This window comes from Butyrivibrio fibrisolvens (assembly GCF_037113525.1).
GTDB lineage: Bacteria > Bacillota > Clostridia > Lachnospirales > Lachnospiraceae > Butyrivibrio > Butyrivibrio fibrisolvens.
In genome coordinates, this window is sequence record NZ_CP146963.1 from 3,003,354 (window position 1) to 3,023,954 (window position 20,601).

Sequence of the window (20,601 nt, forward strand, 5' to 3'; positions counted from 1 at the left end):
TAAAACAGGCAATAACCTTATAATTGGACGTAAAAAGAGCCCTGCGAAACACAGGGCCCTAAAAAATTTACCTTATTATCATTTCCAGATACCAACACGGTCTTCAGGTGCAACGTACATTCCGTCGCCTTCCTGAATATCGAATGCTTCATAGAATGCATCCATGCTGGAAACAACTGCATTTACTCTTGCACGTCCAGGTGAGTGAACGTCGAGCATAAGGAGCATGCTTGCATACTCATAGGTCATCTTCTCAGCCCACATGTTAGCATAAGAAATGAACATTTCCTGAAGGGCTTCCTTATCATGACCGACGATCTGTGTTACTGCATACATACCACCAAGGTCAGCGATGTTCTCTGTGATCGTAAGAGCACCGTCAACTGTTTCGCCTGTCTCTACTGATGGGAATACATCATAGTAGTCGATGATCTTCTGGCACATATCTGTGTATGTGATGTACTCTTCTTCTGTCCACCATGGATTGTAGTTACCATTAGCATCGTACTGTGAACCTGATGAATCGAATGCGTGGCTGATCTCGTGACCGATTACAACACCGATAGCACCAAGGTTTGTAGCTTCAGAAGCGTCTGGATCATAGAAAGGCTTCTGCATGATACCTGCAAGGATTGTGATACCGTTGTTTGAAGGATCATAGAAAGCGTTGATTGTCTGTGGTGTAGCTATCCATTTTGTCTTATCAACAGGCTTTCCAAGAAGTGAAAGCTCATATGCCTTGTACATGCTGTGCATGTCAATTACGTTAGATGTAAGTGTACCACCATCCTTCTTGCTTGTGATAGGAGCTTCAAGGCTAAGGTAATAGCTGAAGTCATCAGGATATCCAACTTTGACCTGAAGAGTATCAAGCTTAGCAATAGCTGCCTGCTTAGTTGTCTCACTCATCCATGTCTGAGAATTGATGATGTTCTTGTACTCAGCAATGATCTCGTGGATCATCTTTGTAACTTCTTCTTTAGCTTCTTTAGAGCAGTAGTTCTCTGTGTAAAGAACACCATAGTTCCAGTCAAGAGAACCAGCTGTCTGAGACATCCAGTAATACTCGTTTGGTCTAGCCTCTGTGATACCGTTCAACTTGTTACTAAGCTCTATAGTAAGATCATAAGCAGTCTGAGTTGTTACAGATGCAAGGTCACCGCAAAGAACTGTTGCTGAATAGTCCTTAAGTGCCTGAAGGTTGTCCTCTGTAAGAAGGCTGCTGCATACAGCAAACTTCTCTTCTTCAGGAACAAGATACATATCCTGTCCTGCAAATCCTTCAGCCTGCATGTAGCTTGCCATGTCGATTCCAGGGAATGCAGCGATAAGATCTGCTTCTGAATAAACATTGTAAACCTTCTCAACATCATAATAATCTGTTGTATCAAGCTCTGCAGATGCGATCTTTCTAGCGATAGCGTCTGTATTCTCAACCATTCTTACAGCTTCTTCCTGTGTAAAACCATTTACAACAAGAAGGTTAGCAAGATACTGGTTGTAAAGCTGAATGTAAGGCTCGTAAGCTTCGTTTTCATAGTAGTCCTTGCCCATAAGTGAATCACCGGCAGAAACTGATACTACGTATCTTGTAGAATCAAGCTCATCCTGAGATACACCAAACATAGGAAGGATTGAACCATATCCTGTGTCAACACTAAGGCTCATTACTGCAGTAACATACTCTGTAAGGCTGCCGGCATTAACGATAGCATCCATGTATGACTGGAATGCACCAAGTCCATCAGCATTTCTTGCTTCTGTATCGCTGTAAAGAGCATACAGATCATGAAGCTTCTGTTCCGGTGTTCCCTTTCCATAATTTTCTTTGGAATTGATTTCGGAGAAGATTTCTTCCATCTGAGCATCCTGTTCATCAGAAAGTTCTCCAAACCAGGACCACTGAGCATCTGTTGCAGGGATTTCGTGTGAAGCAAATGTTGTTGCATTTACTACATCATAGAAATTATCCTTGTAGCTTGTGCCAGTAGCCTGAGACAGAGTTTCGAGCTGAGTCTCAATGCTGGTTGTTGCAACTTCGTCAGCGAAAGCTGTAATTGATGCCTGAGGCACAATTACCATAGAAGCTGCGATCATCACTGATAAAAGTGACTTTGTTTTAGATAATCTGAGCATATATCTTTGTCCTTTCTAAATAATGTCATAACACAAAAAGTGTTAGATGATAATAGCTACCCATACAGTTTAACAAAGTGTAAAATTGCTTGCAAGATAACAGTAAAAGATTATAATTTTTTAATCATTTTTTTGTTACAGTTCAGACCCTAGCTTGACGCACAACCCTAACGATTAAAAATCACATATTAAAATTGTCACAAACCCAGAAAAAATCTGATTTTTTCTGGGTTTTCTATTGCATTTATAATCGTTATGATATATAATATAAACGTAACGATGTATATTTGAAAGGAGCACACCATGGGCATAATTAAGCAGTTAGACAAACGAACCGGTATTACTTACGTGTATGAATCCAAGGCATACTGGGACAAAGAAAAAAGCAGAGCCGGGCAAAAAGAACACTGATCGGAAGGATTGATCCGGAAACCGGTGAAATGGTTCCAACTGATGGAAGACATAGAAAGACCGCGGAAACCGAAGAAAAAGAACCCGACTACAAAAAGCTATATGAAAAGCTTCAAAAGAAATGTGAAGCACAAGAAATACTCATCAAATCTCTCAAAGCAGAAATAAAACAGTTAAAGGCTAAGTAATCACTTCTATGAACGACTATCAGTATGAAATAATTACAACTCTACAGTACCGCGTCAAGAATCTTCAGGCACAGGTTGATGCCTTCAAGAACGGATCCAAGTATCTGCAGATGGATGCTCAGTATAAGAGTATGCTTTATACTGAAGAATGCCACATACACAAACTTGAAGTCGAGCTGTCCAAGGCTCACGCACAGACTATAGATGTCAGAAATAAATGGTGGGACACCATTGAAGATGTCTATAAGGATCATCAGAAAGAAATCGCTGCTAAAGATGCCAGGATCAGAGCGCTCGAGAAGCGCATCATCCTGGTGGAGCAGCAGCGAGATGCTGCCCTGGACAAGGTCGCTGAACAAAGGCGTGAATTATATGAAGTAAAAACTGAGCTTGAAGAAGAACAGGGAAAGAATCTTAAACTGACGGCTCAGATCAACAGAGATTATGAGAACTCTTCTAAACCATCTTCCCAGTCTCCAAATCACAAGAAAATATCCAACAGCAGAGAAAAAAGCGGCAGACGTCCAGGCGGTCAGCCTGGGCACAAAGGTTACGGTCGAAAAAAGCAGGCTGTATCAGAGCCAGTTATTATGCTGCCTCCACCGGAAGAAGTACTTGAAGATCCTGACTTCAAGAAAACCGGCAAAGTCATCCGTAAACAGATGATAAATCTGAGGTTTTTCCTGGATGTTAACGAATACGCTGCTGAAGTCTACTATAATTCAAAGACGGGCGAAAGATCCCACGCGCAGTTCCCTGAAGGATATATCAATGACGTAAACTATGGCGGCAGCGTCAAAGCACTTGCATTCATCCTTAATAATGAATGCTGTGTCTCCATAGACAAGACCATCAAACTTATTTCAGATCTCACTGACGGAAAACTGAGCATTTCAAAAGGCATGGTCAATGGTCTCTCCAAAGAATTCTCCATGAAAACGGATAAGGAAAAGAAAGAGCTTTTTGCATCACTGATGCAGAAGCCTGTACTCCATACAGATAACACCAATGCCAGAAGCAATGGAAGCAGTCGATTTGTATTTATTGTTGCTGCTCCGGATGGGACTGCCCAGTACTATTTCAGGGAAAACAAAGGTCATGCAGGAATAAAAGATACCCCTGTCGACCTTAACCAGTCAGCGATATTCATCCATGACCATGACACCACCTTTTATAATTATGGCAGTGGCCATCAGGAATGTATCGCTCATATCCTGAGATACTGTAAAGACAGCATACAGAATGAGCCTGATCGGAAATGGAATAAGAAGATGTATAAACTTCTGCGGGAAATGGTTCATTACCGAAACGGCATTGATGAAACCACAGGATTTGATGAAAAAACTGTCATGGAATTTGAAGAAAGATATGACAGCATCCTGGAAGAAGCCCGAGAAGAATACGAATATATTCCACCCAGTAAATACTATAGGGAAGGCTATAACTTATACAGGCGCATGGCAAAGTATAGGTCCAGCCATCTGCTGTTTTTACATGATATAAGAGTTCCGCACAACAATAACATGGCGGAACGTCTTTTGCGTGCCTATAAACGCAAGCAGCACCAAGTCATGAGTTTCCGCTCGGATGCGAGCATTGATTACCTCTGTCAGAGCATGAGTATGCTTCTGTCATTAAGACAGGATCCAGAATCCAGCGTGTATGACAGCGTATCGAAGATCTTCGATAGACAAAAGGCCGGTAGATCGACTTGATGAATCAAGTGTAGTCTACCGGTCTTCTTATCTCAAGATAGGGTCTGAACTGTAACATTTTTTTAATATACTTTCTTGTCGAGAGCTTCATTCATTTAAAATCGCCCCATGCGCTTGAAGATTCCTGGGACAGGCAGTTGATAAATGATTTTGGGGGCATGAAAATTATATAAAATTCAAGGCATGATATCTGAAATAATATATTCTAGGATCCGAAACTCGCTTCGCTCAAACATGCGGATCCTAAACAGAATATATTATTCCATCTATCATGCTCTTGAATTTAATATAATTTTCAAAGCCCCCCAAAATCATTTATCAACTGCCTGTCCCAGGAATCTTCAAGGTATAAGTGATATTTTAAATGTGAGAAGTCTCAGTTAGTTAAAGATTAAAATCATTCTTTTTCCATCTTCTCGAACTGGATATTATAGTATGTTCTGTCTCCATATGCGAAAAAATAAAATTCAACATATACTTTGTCACCCACTTCAAAGTCAATTGCATTTTGATATGTTCCTACATATTTAATTTTTCCGTTTTCTTTCTTTTGCTCAAGAGTTATAGTATCTCCATCAATTTTTGTTACAACAAGATGTTCTTCATATTTTTGTAAGCCGCCAAATGGCTCATCAGTTTCCATCAATTTATCGTCCAAGACATATGATGAATCTTTATACAGCTTATAGAATTCCATTTGTTGCTCATATGTAAGTTTATACAATTTTACTCTAGAGTCTCCATTATAGTCCGTAACCAAGCGCTGTTCTTCTAAAAAGATTTTTATCGCTTCATCTTGCTCTTCAGGATTAACTCGCATAAAAAGTCTATCGCATTCCAACTCACAAATATAATCTAATGAAGAAATCAATTCTTCAGGAAAACACAACTTCTTACCACAATCATTTAAATAATCATAGAATAATTCATTCTTTTCATAGTAAGCATTTTTAAGATCTTCGATAGAATAATCTTTTTCACACTCTATTTTCAAATATAATGCCTGTGCTTTCAGCTTATATTCATAAAAACTTATATCATCATTGCTTTTAATTACATAAAAAAAGTAGTCTGCAGATTGATTAATTCTCTCTTGTTCTTTTTTCTTCTCAATGCCGCAATAAGTTAAATAAAATAAGGTTCCTATAATTATGACTATTATTAACGCAACTACCTTTTTTATAGTTTTCTTGTTTCTCATTAAAATATCCTCTTCATTCTGCTTACTTAACCTCATCGTATAGTTCAGCCAATTGTTCATCAGTCAAATCTTCCATACAAGTAAAATCAAGAGTATTTCTTTCACAATAATCATAGAACTTCTCTTCCATTTTGATATATTTTTCTGCTGCCTCATGCGCTTGCTTTCGAACCAATCACTATATTTGAAGAATAGGCACTTGATGTACTCTTGTCACCAAGTGCCTATTCACCCCTAGATGTGATATTTTATATATGAGAAGTCCCTGTCTATTAAATCTGAATTATTCCTTTTCTATTTTTTCGAACTGAACATTATAATACTTACAATCGTATCCAAATCCACCACCGCCATCAAATGAACAAAAGTAAAATTCAACCCACACAACATCGCCCACCTCAAATTCATTTGCATTCTTGCATGTTCCAACGTATTTTATCTTGGTTCCATCATTTTCTTTCTGAAAAAGAGTAATAGTGTCTCCTTCAATTTTCTTTATAACGAGGTGTTTCTCAATTTGTTGGATTTTCCCACTAAATGGTTCATTCGTTTCCATCAATTTATCATCCAGCACATAGGACGAATCATTATATAGTTTATAGAACTCCATTTGCTGTTCATACGTGAGCTTATACAGTTTTATTCGACTATCACCATAGTAATCTGTAACAAGTTTTTGTTCTGCAATATAAATATCTATAGCTTCATCCTGTTCTTCTGAGGTTACATACCTAAAACGATCTCTCCATCTATCTCCAGCAATATAATCTAATGCCCTAAACAGTTCATCTGGTACATAATCCCATTTATAAAAACAATTCATATAATCATAAAAGAGATCATTTCTTTCAAAATAAGCAGTTTCAAGATCTTCTAGCGTATAATCTTTTCCATATTTTAAATTAGTATATAACGCATATACCTTTAATTCATATTCATTAAAGACAACTTCACCCGAATATTCCGCAACACAAAAAAGATCATCTGCACTGTTGTTTAAATAATGCCTATATTGATAATATTCTTGAAGTTTAATAATTCCTTTTTGAATTATAAAAGGAGCTATAAATATTAGAACAATTATTATTCTTATTTTTATCTCCCGGCTAATATGTTTCATTATATTATCTCCTTCAATAATACGTTAGCTATTGCAGGCTTCTATGTATATGTCATCCAAATGTTCACGTATTCTATCGTCCTCCAAATAATAGACATCCTCTATATCATTTTCAGCACAGTATTGTGGTAAAACCTCTTCCATTTTTTTATACATATCCATAACTTCTCCCATCTGTTCATAATCTAAGTTAAATGTATCCACGCCCATAGGATATATCTTATCAGCAATTTGGTGTAATATACCTTCTATTCTTTCGATTTCTTTTGCACCATCTATATTGCTACTATAGAATAAATCGTAATAGTTTTCGAATATGTCACTATTCTCTTCAGAAAAAGATTCTTTTAGCTCTGTTCTCGTTATATAGTCATATGTATCACCATTCATTACTGTTGCAACACCTGCGCTGGCCAGTTTTGCATTTCTATTATACATAATTGTTGCTGCGCCAATTTGCATCTCATCATAAGAGTCAACTATAACATTTGCTATTTTATTAAATCCAAGAGATCCTATTATCAAATTTCCACCAACGCCATACATAGAAGCTGCTTCTCCTAGTTTAAACCCTTCCTTCACTACATTAAAAGTTTTATAAGACTCTATATAATCCTTCGCAGATAATATTATAGAACCTACAATAGTTTTTGCAGTACTCCATTGAAGAACCGTTGACACATTTCCTGCACCCCATGATTTGATACCGTCCACTAAACTTGGATCTATAATATCATTGGCAAAATCGTTTATTCTTTTTCCAATAACCGACGGATTTTCAGATGGAAAAACCATTAAATAATCCGAGCTAAAAAAATTATATGGATTTGTAAAAAACGCTTTGTATGCACCTGTGTCTTCAAAACCTTTCGGCTCAAATTCTATTTTCTCAAATATATACCCAGGATAAGTTCTTAGAGTATTAACAACTGTTGAACAGCATAATGCTCTTGTGTAAATTTCATCTTTACCTTGTATTATCGCCTCTTCTTTTGCCTTACAATCGTAACAAACCATTAAATAAGATACTCGATCAGTGAATGAGAAAGTAGATGTTTCAGCAGAACGCAAAAACTTGTTTATGTCATCACGATTCATATTTAATAATTCATTTGACAAGAATGCGTATTCTTCTGCATCTATTACTGGATCATCTTTTTGACACCACTCTTGAATTTTATCCCAATCATATTCATCTCCATTCATAAAGTAATGTTTACAGGTTTCCTCTGTAGCCGCATACGCAACCCTATAATTAGAATATTCCCCTCCGATAATTTTACTATCAGCATTTAATAATAATTGGTATCCAGCTCCAAGCTGTGAAATAGTTAATGAACAAGTTCCAGAATCACCAAATGACGAAATTGTTCCTTCTTCGCCTAATACTATTTCATCAAACTGATCTAGTAAGCTATATAAAAGGCTCCCTTCACCTGCCATTTCTTTACAGTACTGTAAATACTCTTCATTATAATATAAAGTATTATTCTCAAAATAAAGTCCTGCGGTTAAACATTCATTTATTGTTTTCATTGCCTCCTCATCATTAGATGGATCATCATCGCATAACGCATTTTGGGCCTCTATGAGCTGTTCAGCGTAACTTGGGAAAAAGCTAGGATCTATTTTTCCAGGAGATCCTATTGTCTGTGAATCACATTCAACAGCACCAGTACTATTACCACTCTGTTTTGTTCCTCCTGTAGGAGGTGCAGTTGTTCCTTGGCTTGAATTAGTTTTAGACGTTGCCTTAGGAGAAAAAGGATTATTATTTCTCAACTCATTTATTCTATCTTTTGTTTTAGAATTACAGAATTGATCAATAATAGTTCTTTTGGATTCTTTAGATTCAAGTATTGAATCAATCTGACTTCTAGAAAGTCCCATTTCCAGTAGAATAGCCTTTTGTTTTTCTTCTGGCAAGTTTAAAAATGCAACTTCAAAGTCTTCTTTTGATAATCCGGATACATCAACATCTTTTTTATCAAAAAGCATTGCCAGAATGTTTTCCAGCTGGGCGTCACTCAGTTTGCCGCCTATATCTATAAGATCATGCGCTTCAAGGAAATTTATGATATCTCCATCATTCATATGAACGATGTCATCTGTTAAAAGGATTGACGGATCAAATGGTGTTGGAACGGTATCAGGCGTTGATGCAAGAAGCTCTTTTGCAAAGGTCTGATCCAATCTGTCAACATTATGTTCATACTTAGTAACTGCATTATTAAAAATATCAACACGGTCGATTACATTCTGTGCCTGTGTCTTGATTGGTTCTGTATAAGAAGAATAATCGAATTTAGCTTCAGCTGTTTCAAGCTCTGCAAGAAGGCTTTCTACATCTATAACTTTACTCTTAATATTTGATGCATTTTTTGAAGCTTCTGACATTGAATTCTTAAGCGCTTCACAACTTTCATTATTACACATCAAATCTCCACTACATGGTGAAGAATCTGTATCTGATGGCATTGATCCATTTCTGAAAATCTGAGGAAAATTGTTACAGAAATTCTTTGCTTCATACGCAGACTTCTGAGCCTTCTTTATTACTTCATGAAGTGTATCAAGTTCTTTCCATGTCTGTGTCATTTCTTTGTTAAGAAGGTCGTGGAGCTGTTCTCTTGCCATATCTCCATCTTCGCCTTCCCAGACTTCTTCAGTCATAGAATTAAGGTCTGCCCGACCTTTGTTAATAACAGCTTCAGTAGCCTCCCTTGCTATCTCATGCTGCATTCTTACTTCCTCGAGCATGTCGAGGTTCATTTTTATCTTACCCATACTGTCTCCTTAGAATGATTCATTGAAAATTACAAAAGAGTAAAAAACTCCCCACAGTATTGTACATATATCTACAATTTGTCACCTCATGATCCGACGAAATGCATTTTTTATCCGATGAATGACATTTTTCCAAATAAGCATCTTACTTATTCAGCGTTATTCTGAAATTTAGTGACTAATGCTCATCCTTGAAAATAGTTAAAAGCTATTATTTTTCTTCTTTAAAATGTCGATATATTTTGATGATTGAATAACTATAACTACCCAAAGGACGCGAATGATGGCAAGACAACAAAAAGACATTTCTATGTCAAGGCTATTATCATGCTGTATATTGATAGCATGTCTTTTTGCTATGTCTTTTTGTATGCAATATTCTAATAAGTATACTAAGGTTCATGCCGAGAGCGTTTCAACTACTATTACCCCGTTTAATATTCTGTGTATCTGTTCTTATAATTATTCCTATCAGACAGTCCCCCAGCACATTCAGGGTCTTGAAGCTGGGCTTGGGAATCTTTCCTATGAGATAACTTACGAGAACATGGATACAAAGCGTTACTACGAGGCTGATGATATAGAGAAGTTCCACGACTATCTTGCTTATAAGATGGACAAGATAGATGCTTCTTATGACCTTATCTTCCTTATTGATGATTCTGCTCTTCGTTTTGGTATCAATTACAGGGAAGAGCTTTTTGGTGATACTCCTATTGTATTTATGGGTATCAATTCTTTTTCTGATGCATCTACATCTTCTGCTCTTCCTGATGTTACGGGTATAGCAGAGACTCTGGATTTCGAGGCCAATTATGATCTGATGCAGTCTCTTTTCCCGGATAGAGATGAGATCGTGGTGTTGTGCGATGCAAGTAATACTAGTACGGGTGAATATGTGGAATTCCTTAAGTTCACGGAGAAGCACCCTGATCTTAACTATTCTGTTCTCAATGCTTCGTATTATACGCAGAAGGGCTTGAAGAGGGCTCTGAATGAGCTTGATGAAAAGAAGATCATCTTTTATCTGGACTTCTCGCAGGATGGTGACGGGAACCTTTATACTATCAAGTCTGCAGCAGCTTTTGTCAACGAAAATACTAACCATGTTCCTGTAATAAGGCTTACTATGGTCAATTGTACAGATAACATTTTAGGCGGTATATCCTATTCGTATACTGCAGCAGGTGAAGTTGCGGGCAAGATGGCAGCCAAGATCCTTAATGGGGTTGATGCTGATAACATTCCGCTTGTAACTGAGACTATCACCGAGAGTTATTTTTACCAGGATGCGCTGGATGAATTCGGCATATCAAGCGCAAAGCTTCCTCTTGATAGCACTATCGCAGATGAGCATTTCAACCTGATCCGCTACTACGAAGAAAATGCTCTTATATTGAACCTGATATTACTTATTATCATACTTTTATTCGTAATAATAGTTATTCAGGCCAAGTCCAACAGGCAGCACGAAAGAATGCTCAACAACGACTACCTGACCCAGATCCCGAATCGTCATTATATCAATCAAAAACTCACTCAGCTGAACAGCACCTTCACGCCTTATGGTCTTGCCATGATAGATATTGACTATTTCAAGCACATTAATGATACCTATGGACATCTTATGGGAGATGCTCTGTTAAAAGAGGTTGGACGCAGATTTGCAGGTATTGCAACTAAAAACATCACCTTCGCAAGAATCGGAGGTGATGAGTTTATGATGCTTATTACGGGTTCGGAAATAGATAATGCTGAAAAGATATGTCAGAAGATCCGCAAGGTCTTCGAATTCCCAATTACGATCGACAAACAGAAGATCACAGTTACTCTGAGTATGGGATGTGCCCTGTATCCTTCTGATATTAATGATCCTACACAGATCATGGCTCTTGCCGACAAGGCTCTGTACTATGTAAAAGAAAATGGCAGAAACGGTTATAAGTTATTCAGCGACCTTTAAGCTGCCATCATCTGCAATGACATAGGTTCCATAGTTATCTACAAGTTCTTCTATTGCATTTTCCTTAGTGATCGCTATAGGCTCAAGCAGGAAAGATGGTACTACTATCTTTCCATTATCATATGTCTTGGTATCATATGTGCATGCATAGCCAAGATTCCATCCGTCTGCCAGTTCCTGGGACATTTCCTGTCCATGATAAAGAGAATCCACGAGTTTAACTGTAACAAAGGCTTCATAGGACAGATTCTTGTAAACGTCCATTGACTGACTTCCGTTCATGAGTCTCTTTAAGTTTTCTTCATCGCAGTCCTGTCCGGTTATGATCACATCATTTTTTCCCAGATAATTATTAGCTATGGCATCCTGAACACCAATAGATGTCGAATCATTGGAGCATACGACAGCATCAAGTATGTTACCTCCTGAATAGTATGAGCCGATCAGTATCTCAAATCTTGTATGGGCTGATTCTGTGGACCACTGAGGAGTAGATACGGAATAGAAATCCTTCTGTCCTGAAGGGACATTAAGGTTTCCACTATCTATATAGGGCGAAAGTACGTCCATAGCTCCGTCAAAGAAGTATCTGGCATTGTTATCAACAGAATCTCCTGCTGTAAATTCTATGTTGTAGGATTTCTTACCTGCGTTCTCAAGATCGAGAGCTTCTACAACATACTCTCCCTGGAGTCTTCCTACCTGATAATTGTCAAAAGAAACATAGGCACTTACATACTCTGAATTACGAATAAGCCTGTCATAAGCAACAACAGGAATTCCGGCATTATAAGCCCTTTCAATGACCTTGGTAAGAGACATGCCGTCAACTGCGCCAATAACAAGTATGTCAACGCCGCTGTCTATCATCTCATCTATGATATCAACCTGGGTGTCTATCATGTTGCCGGCAAACTGAAGATCAACTTCATACCCCATCTCTTCAAACATGGATTTAAGATTCTGGCCGTCGCGATTCCATCTTTCAAGGTATTGTGATGGCATACTAAGCCCTATGACATCTCTGCCATCATCAGCGTGTTTGGACAAGGCCTGATCATTCACGCTTTCCTGCTTGGGGGACTGGGCAGCATTAGTGCAGGCTGATAAAAAAAGTGCTGCAACTGCAGGGGCTATGAGAAGTCTTTTATAACGCAGATCTTTTTTTGCCATAAAAAGGTCATCCTTTCCTTAGTCGGTGATAAACTACCACTATGGATATCGGATGACCTTTACTTTTTCTATAGACTCTATATTATGAGCTTATTTATTTGTTGTTTAAGTTGTCGTTGTACTCGTTAACTCTGTCAGCGTACTTCTTTGCTCCTGTAAGTGCTGCGATGATAAGTAACCACCACCACCAGAAGTTATTTTCACTATCTTTATTTTCTGTATATGGTGTTGCAGCCTTTGATGCTTCATCATCTTCTATAGCCTTGGATGCTCTGGGAACTGTCTGATCTGAAATTTCTGCGGCTGTGTTATCTTCCTTAGGCTGTACCGGAACGTTCTGTAATATATCTATTCCGGATGTAAGTACGACTTCACCATCACCTATTGTAACAGGATCTGAATTACCAAATGTCTGAACTGCTGTTCCGCCTTCTGTAAGGATTATTGGTGTTACTACTCCGGTATTCTGAGTTGCGCCGGTATTTGGAAGTGTTGTAAGTCCTATAATCTGCGCATTTGCTGCTACTATATCCTGAGCTGTTACTTCTTCAAATGCACTCTGGATCGAATCTATTTCAGATACAAGGGCTACTTCGCTATCTTCTATTGTAACTGTATCTATAAGAACAGCTACTTCAGTAGGTGCTGTAGGATCTGTCTGTGCTACTTCTTCTGCAGGTACTGCTTCAGCTTCAGGAGCTGCAGAAGCTGCAGGTACTTCTCCAACTGCTGGTTCTACTTCGTCTGCAGGCTGTTCATCATCGCCTTCATATGCTACATTTTCTTCTTCGTCTTCTACTCCAAGAGCCCCTCCTATTTCATCAAGCTTTCCATTGAGGGCATCTAATGTAGCTGTTGCACTTTCTACCTGAGCGTTAGCAGTTGCAAGTAATGCATCAAGATATTCAACTGCCTGCTGAACTGTCATTGTATTAAGAAGCTCTGCCTGCTCTTCTGTAACCGTGATTCCAAGATATGTAGCTACGTCGCTTACTCCGAGAGCGTCAACTGCTTTAAGTACAGGATTTCCATGCTTATTCTTAAGTGTTCCTATTGCATCACCGAGTTTTTCAACTTCTCCCTGAGCATCTTCTATAGCATCTTTTGTATCAGATACTACTGAAGTAAGTGCCACGTACTGCTGGTAGGTAGCATCTGCATTTTCAAGGAAGGTGTCAAGGTCAGGTGCGTCTGATATATCGATTGTGTACTCGCCGCCGTGAACCTTGCTGTTAGCGTTCTGAACTACTTCTGTAACAGGTGTGCCGTCTGCAAGTTCATATGTTCCGTTTTCTGTCTTAACGATATCGCCATTAGCTATTGCTGCATCGAGTTCTTCTTTTACCATGAAGGTCTTATTATTGTCTTCATCTGTATATACGAATACAGCGAAATCGCCTTTGTTTGCCTTTGATGTAAGTTCGTTTCTTGTAAATGTCACGCCTTCGTAATACTCGAACAGGTAGTCATTGGCCAGGATCTCATCAAGTTCTTTTTCAAAAACTACGATCTGTGCGCTGCTTCCGAGATTTCCATAACGGTTACTTGAGAGCTTTTTGTCAACGCGGTCGTAATTGAAATATCTTGTTACCTGATCGCCATTTGAATCTGTGTAGGTAAAAGTATAGTAATTGCAATCCTGTGTATCGAATCCATCCGGTCTACCTATAACTACTGAATTTGGATCTATCTCTTCGCCTTCCATCTGAGGGATGATGTAATTAACAACAAGGAGTTTCATGTATGCTTTCTGGGAATCCCAGGTGTTCTTAAGCTGTGCATTATTCAGAGTTTCTGCTGCCTTCTGCTCGTATTCAAGTTTCTCCTGAGCATCTTCTAATGCGCTTTCGATTTCTGCAACTTCCTGCTGTGCAAGTTCAAGCTGCTCGGCTACTTCATCTATATTGCCTTCTGCATTCTGGATAGCGTCTTCGTAGTTTTGTTCTGCATCTAAGAGTTTTTGCTTAGCATCAGTATACTTTTCTGTCATTTCTTCTATGTGCTGCTGCTGAAGTTCTACTGTTTCCTGAGTCTGTACTACAAGTTCCTGAAGTTCTGAATAAGTCTCAAGTGCTTCATCCGGATCTTCTGTATTTTCTATTGTCTGGATGAGTTCTTCTGCCTTTTCTTCAGTGTCTTCTACGAGACCTGTCATGTTGTCTGCTGTAGTTACTATGTCATCTACTGCTTCTACTGCCTGTGTTGCTGTTTCCTGTACGATCTCGCTTTGCTCTACTGCAACTTCTACTTCTGCTACAACTTCTTCTATTGCAGAGGTTGTTTCCTGGATGTCTTCTACGATCTGATCGTTAGATGCTTCTTCAACTTCGGATGCAAGAGCTTCTACATAAGGCTCTGCGATTGTTCCGCCATCTTCTGCATCTACTGTTTCAGTAAGTTCTGTCATCATTGCATCAGCATTAGATACTGCATCATTGATTGCGGCTGTTGTTTCCTGTGCCTGCTCGGCAACCTGCTGGCCAGCTTCCTGAACTTCTGAAGGTGCTTCAGTAGCAGACTGCTCGATGTTTTCGCTAGGTGTATTATTTTCAGAAGGTGTCTCCTCACCTTCAGCAAAGGCTACCATTGGCACATTAAGTGCCATCATAGCCGAGATGCCGATTGTTATTGCACTTATTATCTTATCTTTTTTCATACTGTTTCTCCTTTCATAATTAGCGACATAATGAACTTTCGTCATCATGAAAAGGTTATTCGTTACTAAAACATTTGTTGGTGTGTTACTGTGTTATATGTTCAAATAAGTACTCAAGTACTTCCTGGGTGAACTTCTTTGCAGTGAAGGCTACAAGCTTTTGGTCATTATCTATGGGATCTTCGCGTACAGCATCTGCGTACATTATCAGGGTTTCTGCTACTATGATCACGCTTTGGCCTAGGAGTGAAGGTGTGTCGTATGGAACACATATTGCTATGCCAAGGGGGGAGATGTTTTTTGTTTCTCCTACGTATTTTTCAGCTGAGTCCGGTAGGACTATAACGCTTTTACTATGATAATCTACTCTGTTTATCTGCCTGCGCTCTTTTTCCATAGGTGAAGGCCTCCTTAAACCTCATAAAAAAGTTGCACATCATTTTCTTTCATCATATTTCGGATGATTTTTGCTTTTCATTAGCCTTTTTCTAATATTTTTTAAAAAAATTAAAAAATTATCCGCCAGCCCACAAAATCAAGGGGGTATCGCTGGAAGATTCCTGAGGGGCGGCAGTTTATAAAGGATATGCGTGTCATAAAAGAATTTCTAACTTCAAGGCATGATAGCTGGATTTTAAAATTCCGGGATTCAAACTCGCTTCGCTCAAACAGGTGAATCCCAAACAGAATTTTAAATTCCATCTATCAAGCTCTTGAAGTTTAGAAATTCTTTTAAAGACACGCATATCCTTTATAAACTGCCGCCCCTCAGGAATCTTCAAGGGATAGTTATCTATTTTTTGTGGGAAGGCTAGATATATTTAGAATGAAGTGAAAAATATTATTTATCAGCCATCGAATTCATTACTATGGCCACAATGAGGGCAGGTTACGTGAGATGCACTTATGTCTGCGTCAAAGTTTTCGTGGCAATCGTGGCAGGAGATTGTCATGATCTGCTCACAAGCGGAAGAATTATAAGCAAGGGTATCTGTTGTAGTAACTGTAGCAGAATTAGCTGCGATTGATTCTGAGATAATAAGTGCCATAACCTTAACTAATAATAAGCTTTTCATAACTGTTTCCTCTCCCTTTTTCTAAATAATAACCTCGTTTGTTTTATCTTGAGTTTATTTTATAAAAGGAAGTATCACAGAAATGTCACACCGAAATATAAAAAACGAGCCCCTGAAAATAAATGATCATTTTCAAGGACTCGTTATGAGATTAGCAAATTTTTAATCTATGTTCTGTATAAAAAAGAATTACTCAGTAGTCTTAACAGCACCGTTCTGCATGTAATTTGCAAAATCTGTACCACCATATTCTACATTAAGGCTTCCTTTATCATAAGTGAATTTTATTGTATATTCAGTCCATGCAGATGTGGATTTACATTTTATATCAGCTTTTTCATCATATCCTGCTGCAGCAAGAGCTTTACCTAATACACCATCAGTTGGAGAAAATCCATCAGCATCAACTGTGACTGTATCTGTTGAAAATCCCTTAACTTCTGCACTATTTGCAGGATCTGCAAGGTATGTCTGAACAGCTGCAACAATGCTTGTAGCATTAGAAGCGTCTGTTGAATTTCTTGATCTTTCTACATACTGTAAGAACTGAGGTGCAAGTACAGCTACAAGGATAGCCATAATAGCGATTACGATAATAAGCTCAACAAGTGAAAAACCCTTGTTATCTTCCTGATTCTCTTCTGCGTTGTTTCTGTAATTACGAAGGAACTTGATCATTTATTTTTCTCCTTTTCTCACAGCCTCATGCTGTAATCTGAATCCGGCCCGTATAACTTCTTCGGGCTACTACCTTTTCTTACCAGGCACCACCTTGTGCCACCCACTATAAATTCCTACTGGAACCTTTGCAAAAATATCGGAAACATGAATTATCATATTTTCTATCATATTTTCAATATTTTTTGTCTTCGCGCATGATTTATATTATTACCTCCCTTCCATTTTGTCAACACATTTTTTTGGAAACTTTTTGACGTTATACAGTTTACCGTTATAAATTATCCAACGACTGGTACATGGTAACCATCGGGGACATTACTGCCGCTATCAAGAAACCGACAATTCCGGCAAGTACGATTATGATCATTGGTTCCATGGCTGCCATGAGGGCAGCAGTTGCGGATTCTACTTCCTGATCATAGTACTCTGCCAGCTTTTCAAGCATTTCATCCGTTGAACCGGACTCTTCACCTATTCTGATCATGTGATACATCATAGGTGGGAACATTTTGGTGTTTTCAAGGGCCAGGGACATTGGCTGACCTGCGATTACTGCATCTTTGGTCTCTGTCAGTGCATTTTTATATAGGACGTTGTCCATGGTCTTGGCGGTAATATCAAGTGAATCTACTATAGAAACACCTGAAGCAAAGAGGGTGGACATTGTTCTTGAAAGGTTGGAGCAGGCTTTTTTCTGGGTGAGGTCTCCTATTATAGGAAGCTTCATCTGTAGTCTGCCAAGTGTCAGCTGGCCAACAGGCGTTGAGCTGAACCATTTAAAAAAGATGATGATGGCTGCCGCTCCTGCCAGAAGCAGATACCACTTGGCTATTACAAAGTCACTCATCCTGACTACCAGCTTGGTAATAGCCGGGAGTTCTGTTCCTAGCTGATCAAACATATCTGTATAAGAAGGAATGACTACGACAAGCATTACGCCGACAACTGCTATTGCAACAAGCAAAACGATTATCGGGTAGACCATGGCTTTTTTGATCATGTCTTCGACCATGGCACTTTTCTCAAGCTGGACAGCCATTCTCTCAAAGGCCATATCCAGGTTACCGGAAGCTTCACCGGAACCTACTGTTGTAATAAGAAGATTCGGGAATATCTTCTTATGTTTTTCCATAGAAGTTGTCAGGGTCTCACCCTTTTCAATGTCTGTTACGATCTCCTTGATAGCACTTGCAAGCACCTTGTTTTCTGTCTGTTCGGAAAGGAGCTGCATGTTCTGAATGATAGGAACGCCGGCTTTGGATATACTTACGAACTGGCGGCAGAACATAGCAAGTTCCTTGGTCTTGACTCCGCCTATTTCAAAGTTGATATCCTTGGTCAAAAGATTCTGACTTTCAACTTTAACAGGCGTCAGGCCCTTGATCTTAAGTTCTCTTATGACATAATCACGGCTATCGCCGTCCATACTGCCTTTGATCTGCTTACCGGAAGAATCAAAAGCAACGTATCCAAATGAAGCCATGGCTGTCCTTTCTTTATTTACTCATGTGGACCTGAAGCATCTTGATGTTTCATTTACTCATATACTCATGCGGACATGAAGCATCTTGATGTTTCATTTACTCATATACTCATGCTTCATGTCTAGTGAGTGAATGTATCATGATACATTCAATCGCCTTATTCCTCGTAAGAAACCTTCTTCATCTCATCTACTGTAGATATGCCTTCAAGAACATATTTAGTGGCACTCATTCTAAGAGTCTTCATTCCCTCTTTTAGCGCCTGGTTCTTGATCTCATCAGCAGTTCCTTTTCTTTCTATAATAAGCTTAAGGTCATGAGTAACTTCCATGATCTCGTATACACCCGTTCGTCCGGCAAAGCCGGTATTAGCGCACTTAGGGCATCCCACCTTTTTATAGAGGGTAAGCGGCTCATTTTCAGGGACTCCAAGAAGCCTCTTTTCCTCAGCAGAAGCTTCATAGGCCTGCTTACAGTCAGGACACAGGCGCCTTATGAGACGCTGGGCGATGATTCCTATTACGGAATCCGCTATGAGATAGGCTTCAAGGCCCATATCCTCAAGTCTTGTTACAGTGCTGGCGGCAGAATTGGTATGAAGTGTTGATACTACAAGGTGACCTGTGATAGATGCCTGAACTGCAATAGATGCAGTCTCCTGGTCTCTTATCTCACCGATCATGATGATATCAGGGTCCTGACGCAGGATGGAACGAAGGGCCGATGCAAAAGAAAGCTCTGCCTTAGGATTTACCTGTACCTGATTGATTCCGTTGATATTGGCTTCGACAGGGTCTTCAACCGTTACGATATTAACGTCTTCTCTGTTAAGTTCGGAAAGCGCCGTGTAAAGGGTCGTTGACTTACCTGATCCTGTAGGTCCTGTAACGAGGAGGATTCCATTAGGATTGGATATGATCCTGTCAAAAACAGCCATTTCATCAGGGCGAAGTCCCAGCTGATCCTTACTTCTGTTAAGGGCAGATTTGGAGGCAAGTCGCATAACGACTTTTTCTCCATAAACCGTAGGAAGCGTAGATACACGGATATCATACTCAAGCTTATCGACTATCTGCGTCATACGTCCGTCAAGAGGTTTCCTCTTTTCAGAAATATCCATTCCACTGACGATCTTGATACGTGTAACTATGGCACCAAGAAGGTTATTGTTATAAACAGCTCTTTCATACAGGGCACCGTCAATTCTGAACCTGATACGCAGATTCCTTGGACCTGGTTCAATGTGAATATCAGATGCACGCTGACGAACAGCCGATTCGATCATTGTAGTAACAAGCTGTACGATAGGAGAATTGGTAACTTCTGCATTCTCCTGCAAAGATTCTTCCTGAACATGAGTTCTTTCTCTTGCGTACTGCTCTGCTGCATCCTTGAGATCTGTATTGCCATAATACTTATCAAGGGCCAGCATGATACTCTGGGATGTTGACAGAACCGGCTCAATGGACAGATTGGTAACGATACCGATATCATCGATCGCTACCGTATCCATAGGGTCTGACATTGCCAGATGCAGTGTATTGGGCGCACCAGGCTTATATTCAAATGGTAATACCTTGTGTTTTCTCAGAATCTGGGCTGGTACCATGTTAAGGATATCATCAGGGATCTCGATAACCTGAAGATTGACGATACCAAGTCCAAGCTGACGGCTTAGTGCTGTGGCAAGCTGTTCACCGGTAACAAAACCGTTCTCAACAAGCAGCTCACCAAGACGCTTACCACTACTTTTTTGAAGTGCAAGCGCTTCGTCAAGTTTTTCCTGTGTTATGAAGTTTTCATTTAAAAGACATTCGCCGATCCTGATACGTTTTCTAGTGAAGGCCATGAATTATCCTCCATACCGCATTACGACTGAATCCACGCTTAAATCATATTAAGGTTTTTCTTTCGACTAATGCAAAAAACTCTAATATCTATATCGGCATCGCTTCCTAAAATCTTGAACATATCCAAGGTAAAAATAAAAAGCCTTCCGTAAAATTTTAG

14 protein-coding genes are annotated in these 20,601 nt (G+C 39.2%); 3 read left to right on the plus strand and 11 right to left on the minus strand.

Translation table 11 applies throughout. From position 1 onward, the window contains the following. Positions 1–78 precede the first annotated feature (78 nt). Entirely contained in the window at positions 79–2,136 is a 2,058-nt protein-coding gene (locus WAA20_RS12505) for a M13 family metallopeptidase (RefSeq protein ID WP_073390023.1), read from the minus strand. 440 nt (positions 2,137–2,576) lie between these two features. On the opposite strand from WAA20_RS12505, the gene WAA20_RS12510 reads away from it, so the two are divergent. Both WAA20_RS12510 and WAA20_RS12515 read left to right on the plus strand, forming a co-directional pair. Continuing rightward, positions 2,577–2,735 carry a hypothetical protein gene (locus WAA20_RS12510; protein WP_338801142.1) on the plus strand — a complete coding sequence of 53 codons (159 nt, stop codon included), beginning with the start codon at positions 2,577–2,579 and terminating at the stop codon, positions 2,733–2,735. 8 nt (positions 2,736–2,743) lie between these two features. Beyond that, positions 2,744–4,450 carry a transposase gene (locus WAA20_RS12515; protein WP_338801144.1) on the plus strand — a complete coding sequence of 569 codons (1,707 nt, stop codon included), beginning with the start codon at positions 2,744–2,746 and terminating at the stop codon, positions 4,448–4,450. Between the two features lie 397 nt (positions 4,451–4,847). On the opposite strand, the gene WAA20_RS12520 is transcribed toward WAA20_RS12515, so the two are convergent. The 3 genes from WAA20_RS12520 to WAA20_RS12530 form a co-directional block, all read right to left on the minus strand. Next, the gene (locus WAA20_RS12520) at positions 4,848–5,651 is read right to left on the minus strand and encodes a hypothetical protein (protein ID WP_073386426.1); all 804 of its coding nucleotides are present in this window, start codon (positions 5,649–5,651) and stop codon (positions 4,848–4,850) included. A 283-nt stretch (positions 5,652–5,934) separates the two neighbouring features. Next, a complete protein-coding gene (locus tag WAA20_RS12525) occupies positions 5,935–6,771 on the minus strand; it encodes a hypothetical protein (RefSeq protein ID WP_073386424.1) in 837 nt (278 codons plus the stop codon). A gap of 24 nt (positions 6,772–6,795) precedes the next feature. Beyond that, positions 6,796–9,558: a hypothetical protein gene (locus WAA20_RS12530; RefSeq protein ID WP_073386422.1), complete on the minus strand. Its 2,763-nt coding sequence runs from the start codon at positions 9,556–9,558 to the stop codon at positions 6,796–6,798. 283 nt (positions 9,559–9,841) lie between these two features. Here WAA20_RS12530 and WAA20_RS12535 point away from each other — a divergent pair, with 283 nt between their 5' ends. Continuing rightward, entirely contained in the window at positions 9,842–11,521 is a 1,680-nt protein-coding gene (locus tag WAA20_RS12535) for an ABC transporter substrate binding protein (protein ID WP_167562681.1), read from the plus strand. Here the strand turns inward: WAA20_RS12535 and WAA20_RS12540 are convergent. The 7 genes from WAA20_RS12540 to WAA20_RS12570 form a co-directional block, all read right to left on the minus strand. Next, positions 11,504–12,694, minus strand: coding sequence for a sugar-binding protein (locus tag WAA20_RS12540; RefSeq protein WP_242951154.1), 1,191 nt, complete (start codon positions 12,692–12,694; stop codon positions 11,504–11,506). The two genes, WAA20_RS12535 and WAA20_RS12540, sit on opposite strands and share 18 nt — an antisense overlap. Positions 12,695–12,788: 94 nt before the next feature. Continuing rightward, positions 12,789–15,350 carry a hypothetical protein gene (locus WAA20_RS12545; protein WP_073386418.1) on the minus strand — a complete coding sequence of 854 codons (2,562 nt, stop codon included), beginning with the start codon at positions 15,348–15,350 and terminating at the stop codon, positions 12,789–12,791. An 85-nt stretch (positions 15,351–15,435) separates the two neighbouring features. Continuing rightward, positions 15,436–15,747, minus strand: coding sequence for a PilZ domain-containing protein (locus WAA20_RS12550; RefSeq protein WP_073386417.1), 312 nt, complete (start codon positions 15,745–15,747; stop codon positions 15,436–15,438). Between the two features lie 451 nt (positions 15,748–16,198). After that, positions 16,199–16,426, minus strand: coding sequence for a hypothetical protein (locus WAA20_RS12555; protein ID WP_073386415.1), 228 nt, complete (start codon positions 16,424–16,426; stop codon positions 16,199–16,201). A gap of 189 nt (positions 16,427–16,615) precedes the next feature. Then, the gene (locus WAA20_RS12560) at positions 16,616–17,104 is read right to left on the minus strand and encodes a type II secretion system protein (protein ID WP_073386414.1); all 489 of its coding nucleotides are present in this window, start codon (positions 17,102–17,104) and stop codon (positions 16,616–16,618) included. A gap of 274 nt (positions 17,105–17,378) precedes the next feature. Then, positions 17,379–18,590, minus strand: a complete 1,212-nt coding sequence (locus tag WAA20_RS12565) for a type II secretion system F family protein (protein WP_073386412.1) — start codon at positions 18,588–18,590, stop codon at positions 17,379–17,381. Between the two features lie 158 nt (positions 18,591–18,748). Continuing rightward, complete coding sequence (locus WAA20_RS12570) at positions 18,749–20,440, minus strand: ATPase, T2SS/T4P/T4SS family (protein ID WP_073386411.1); 1,692 nt, start codon at positions 20,438–20,440, stop codon at positions 18,749–18,751. Positions 20,441–20,601 lie beyond the last annotated feature (161 nt).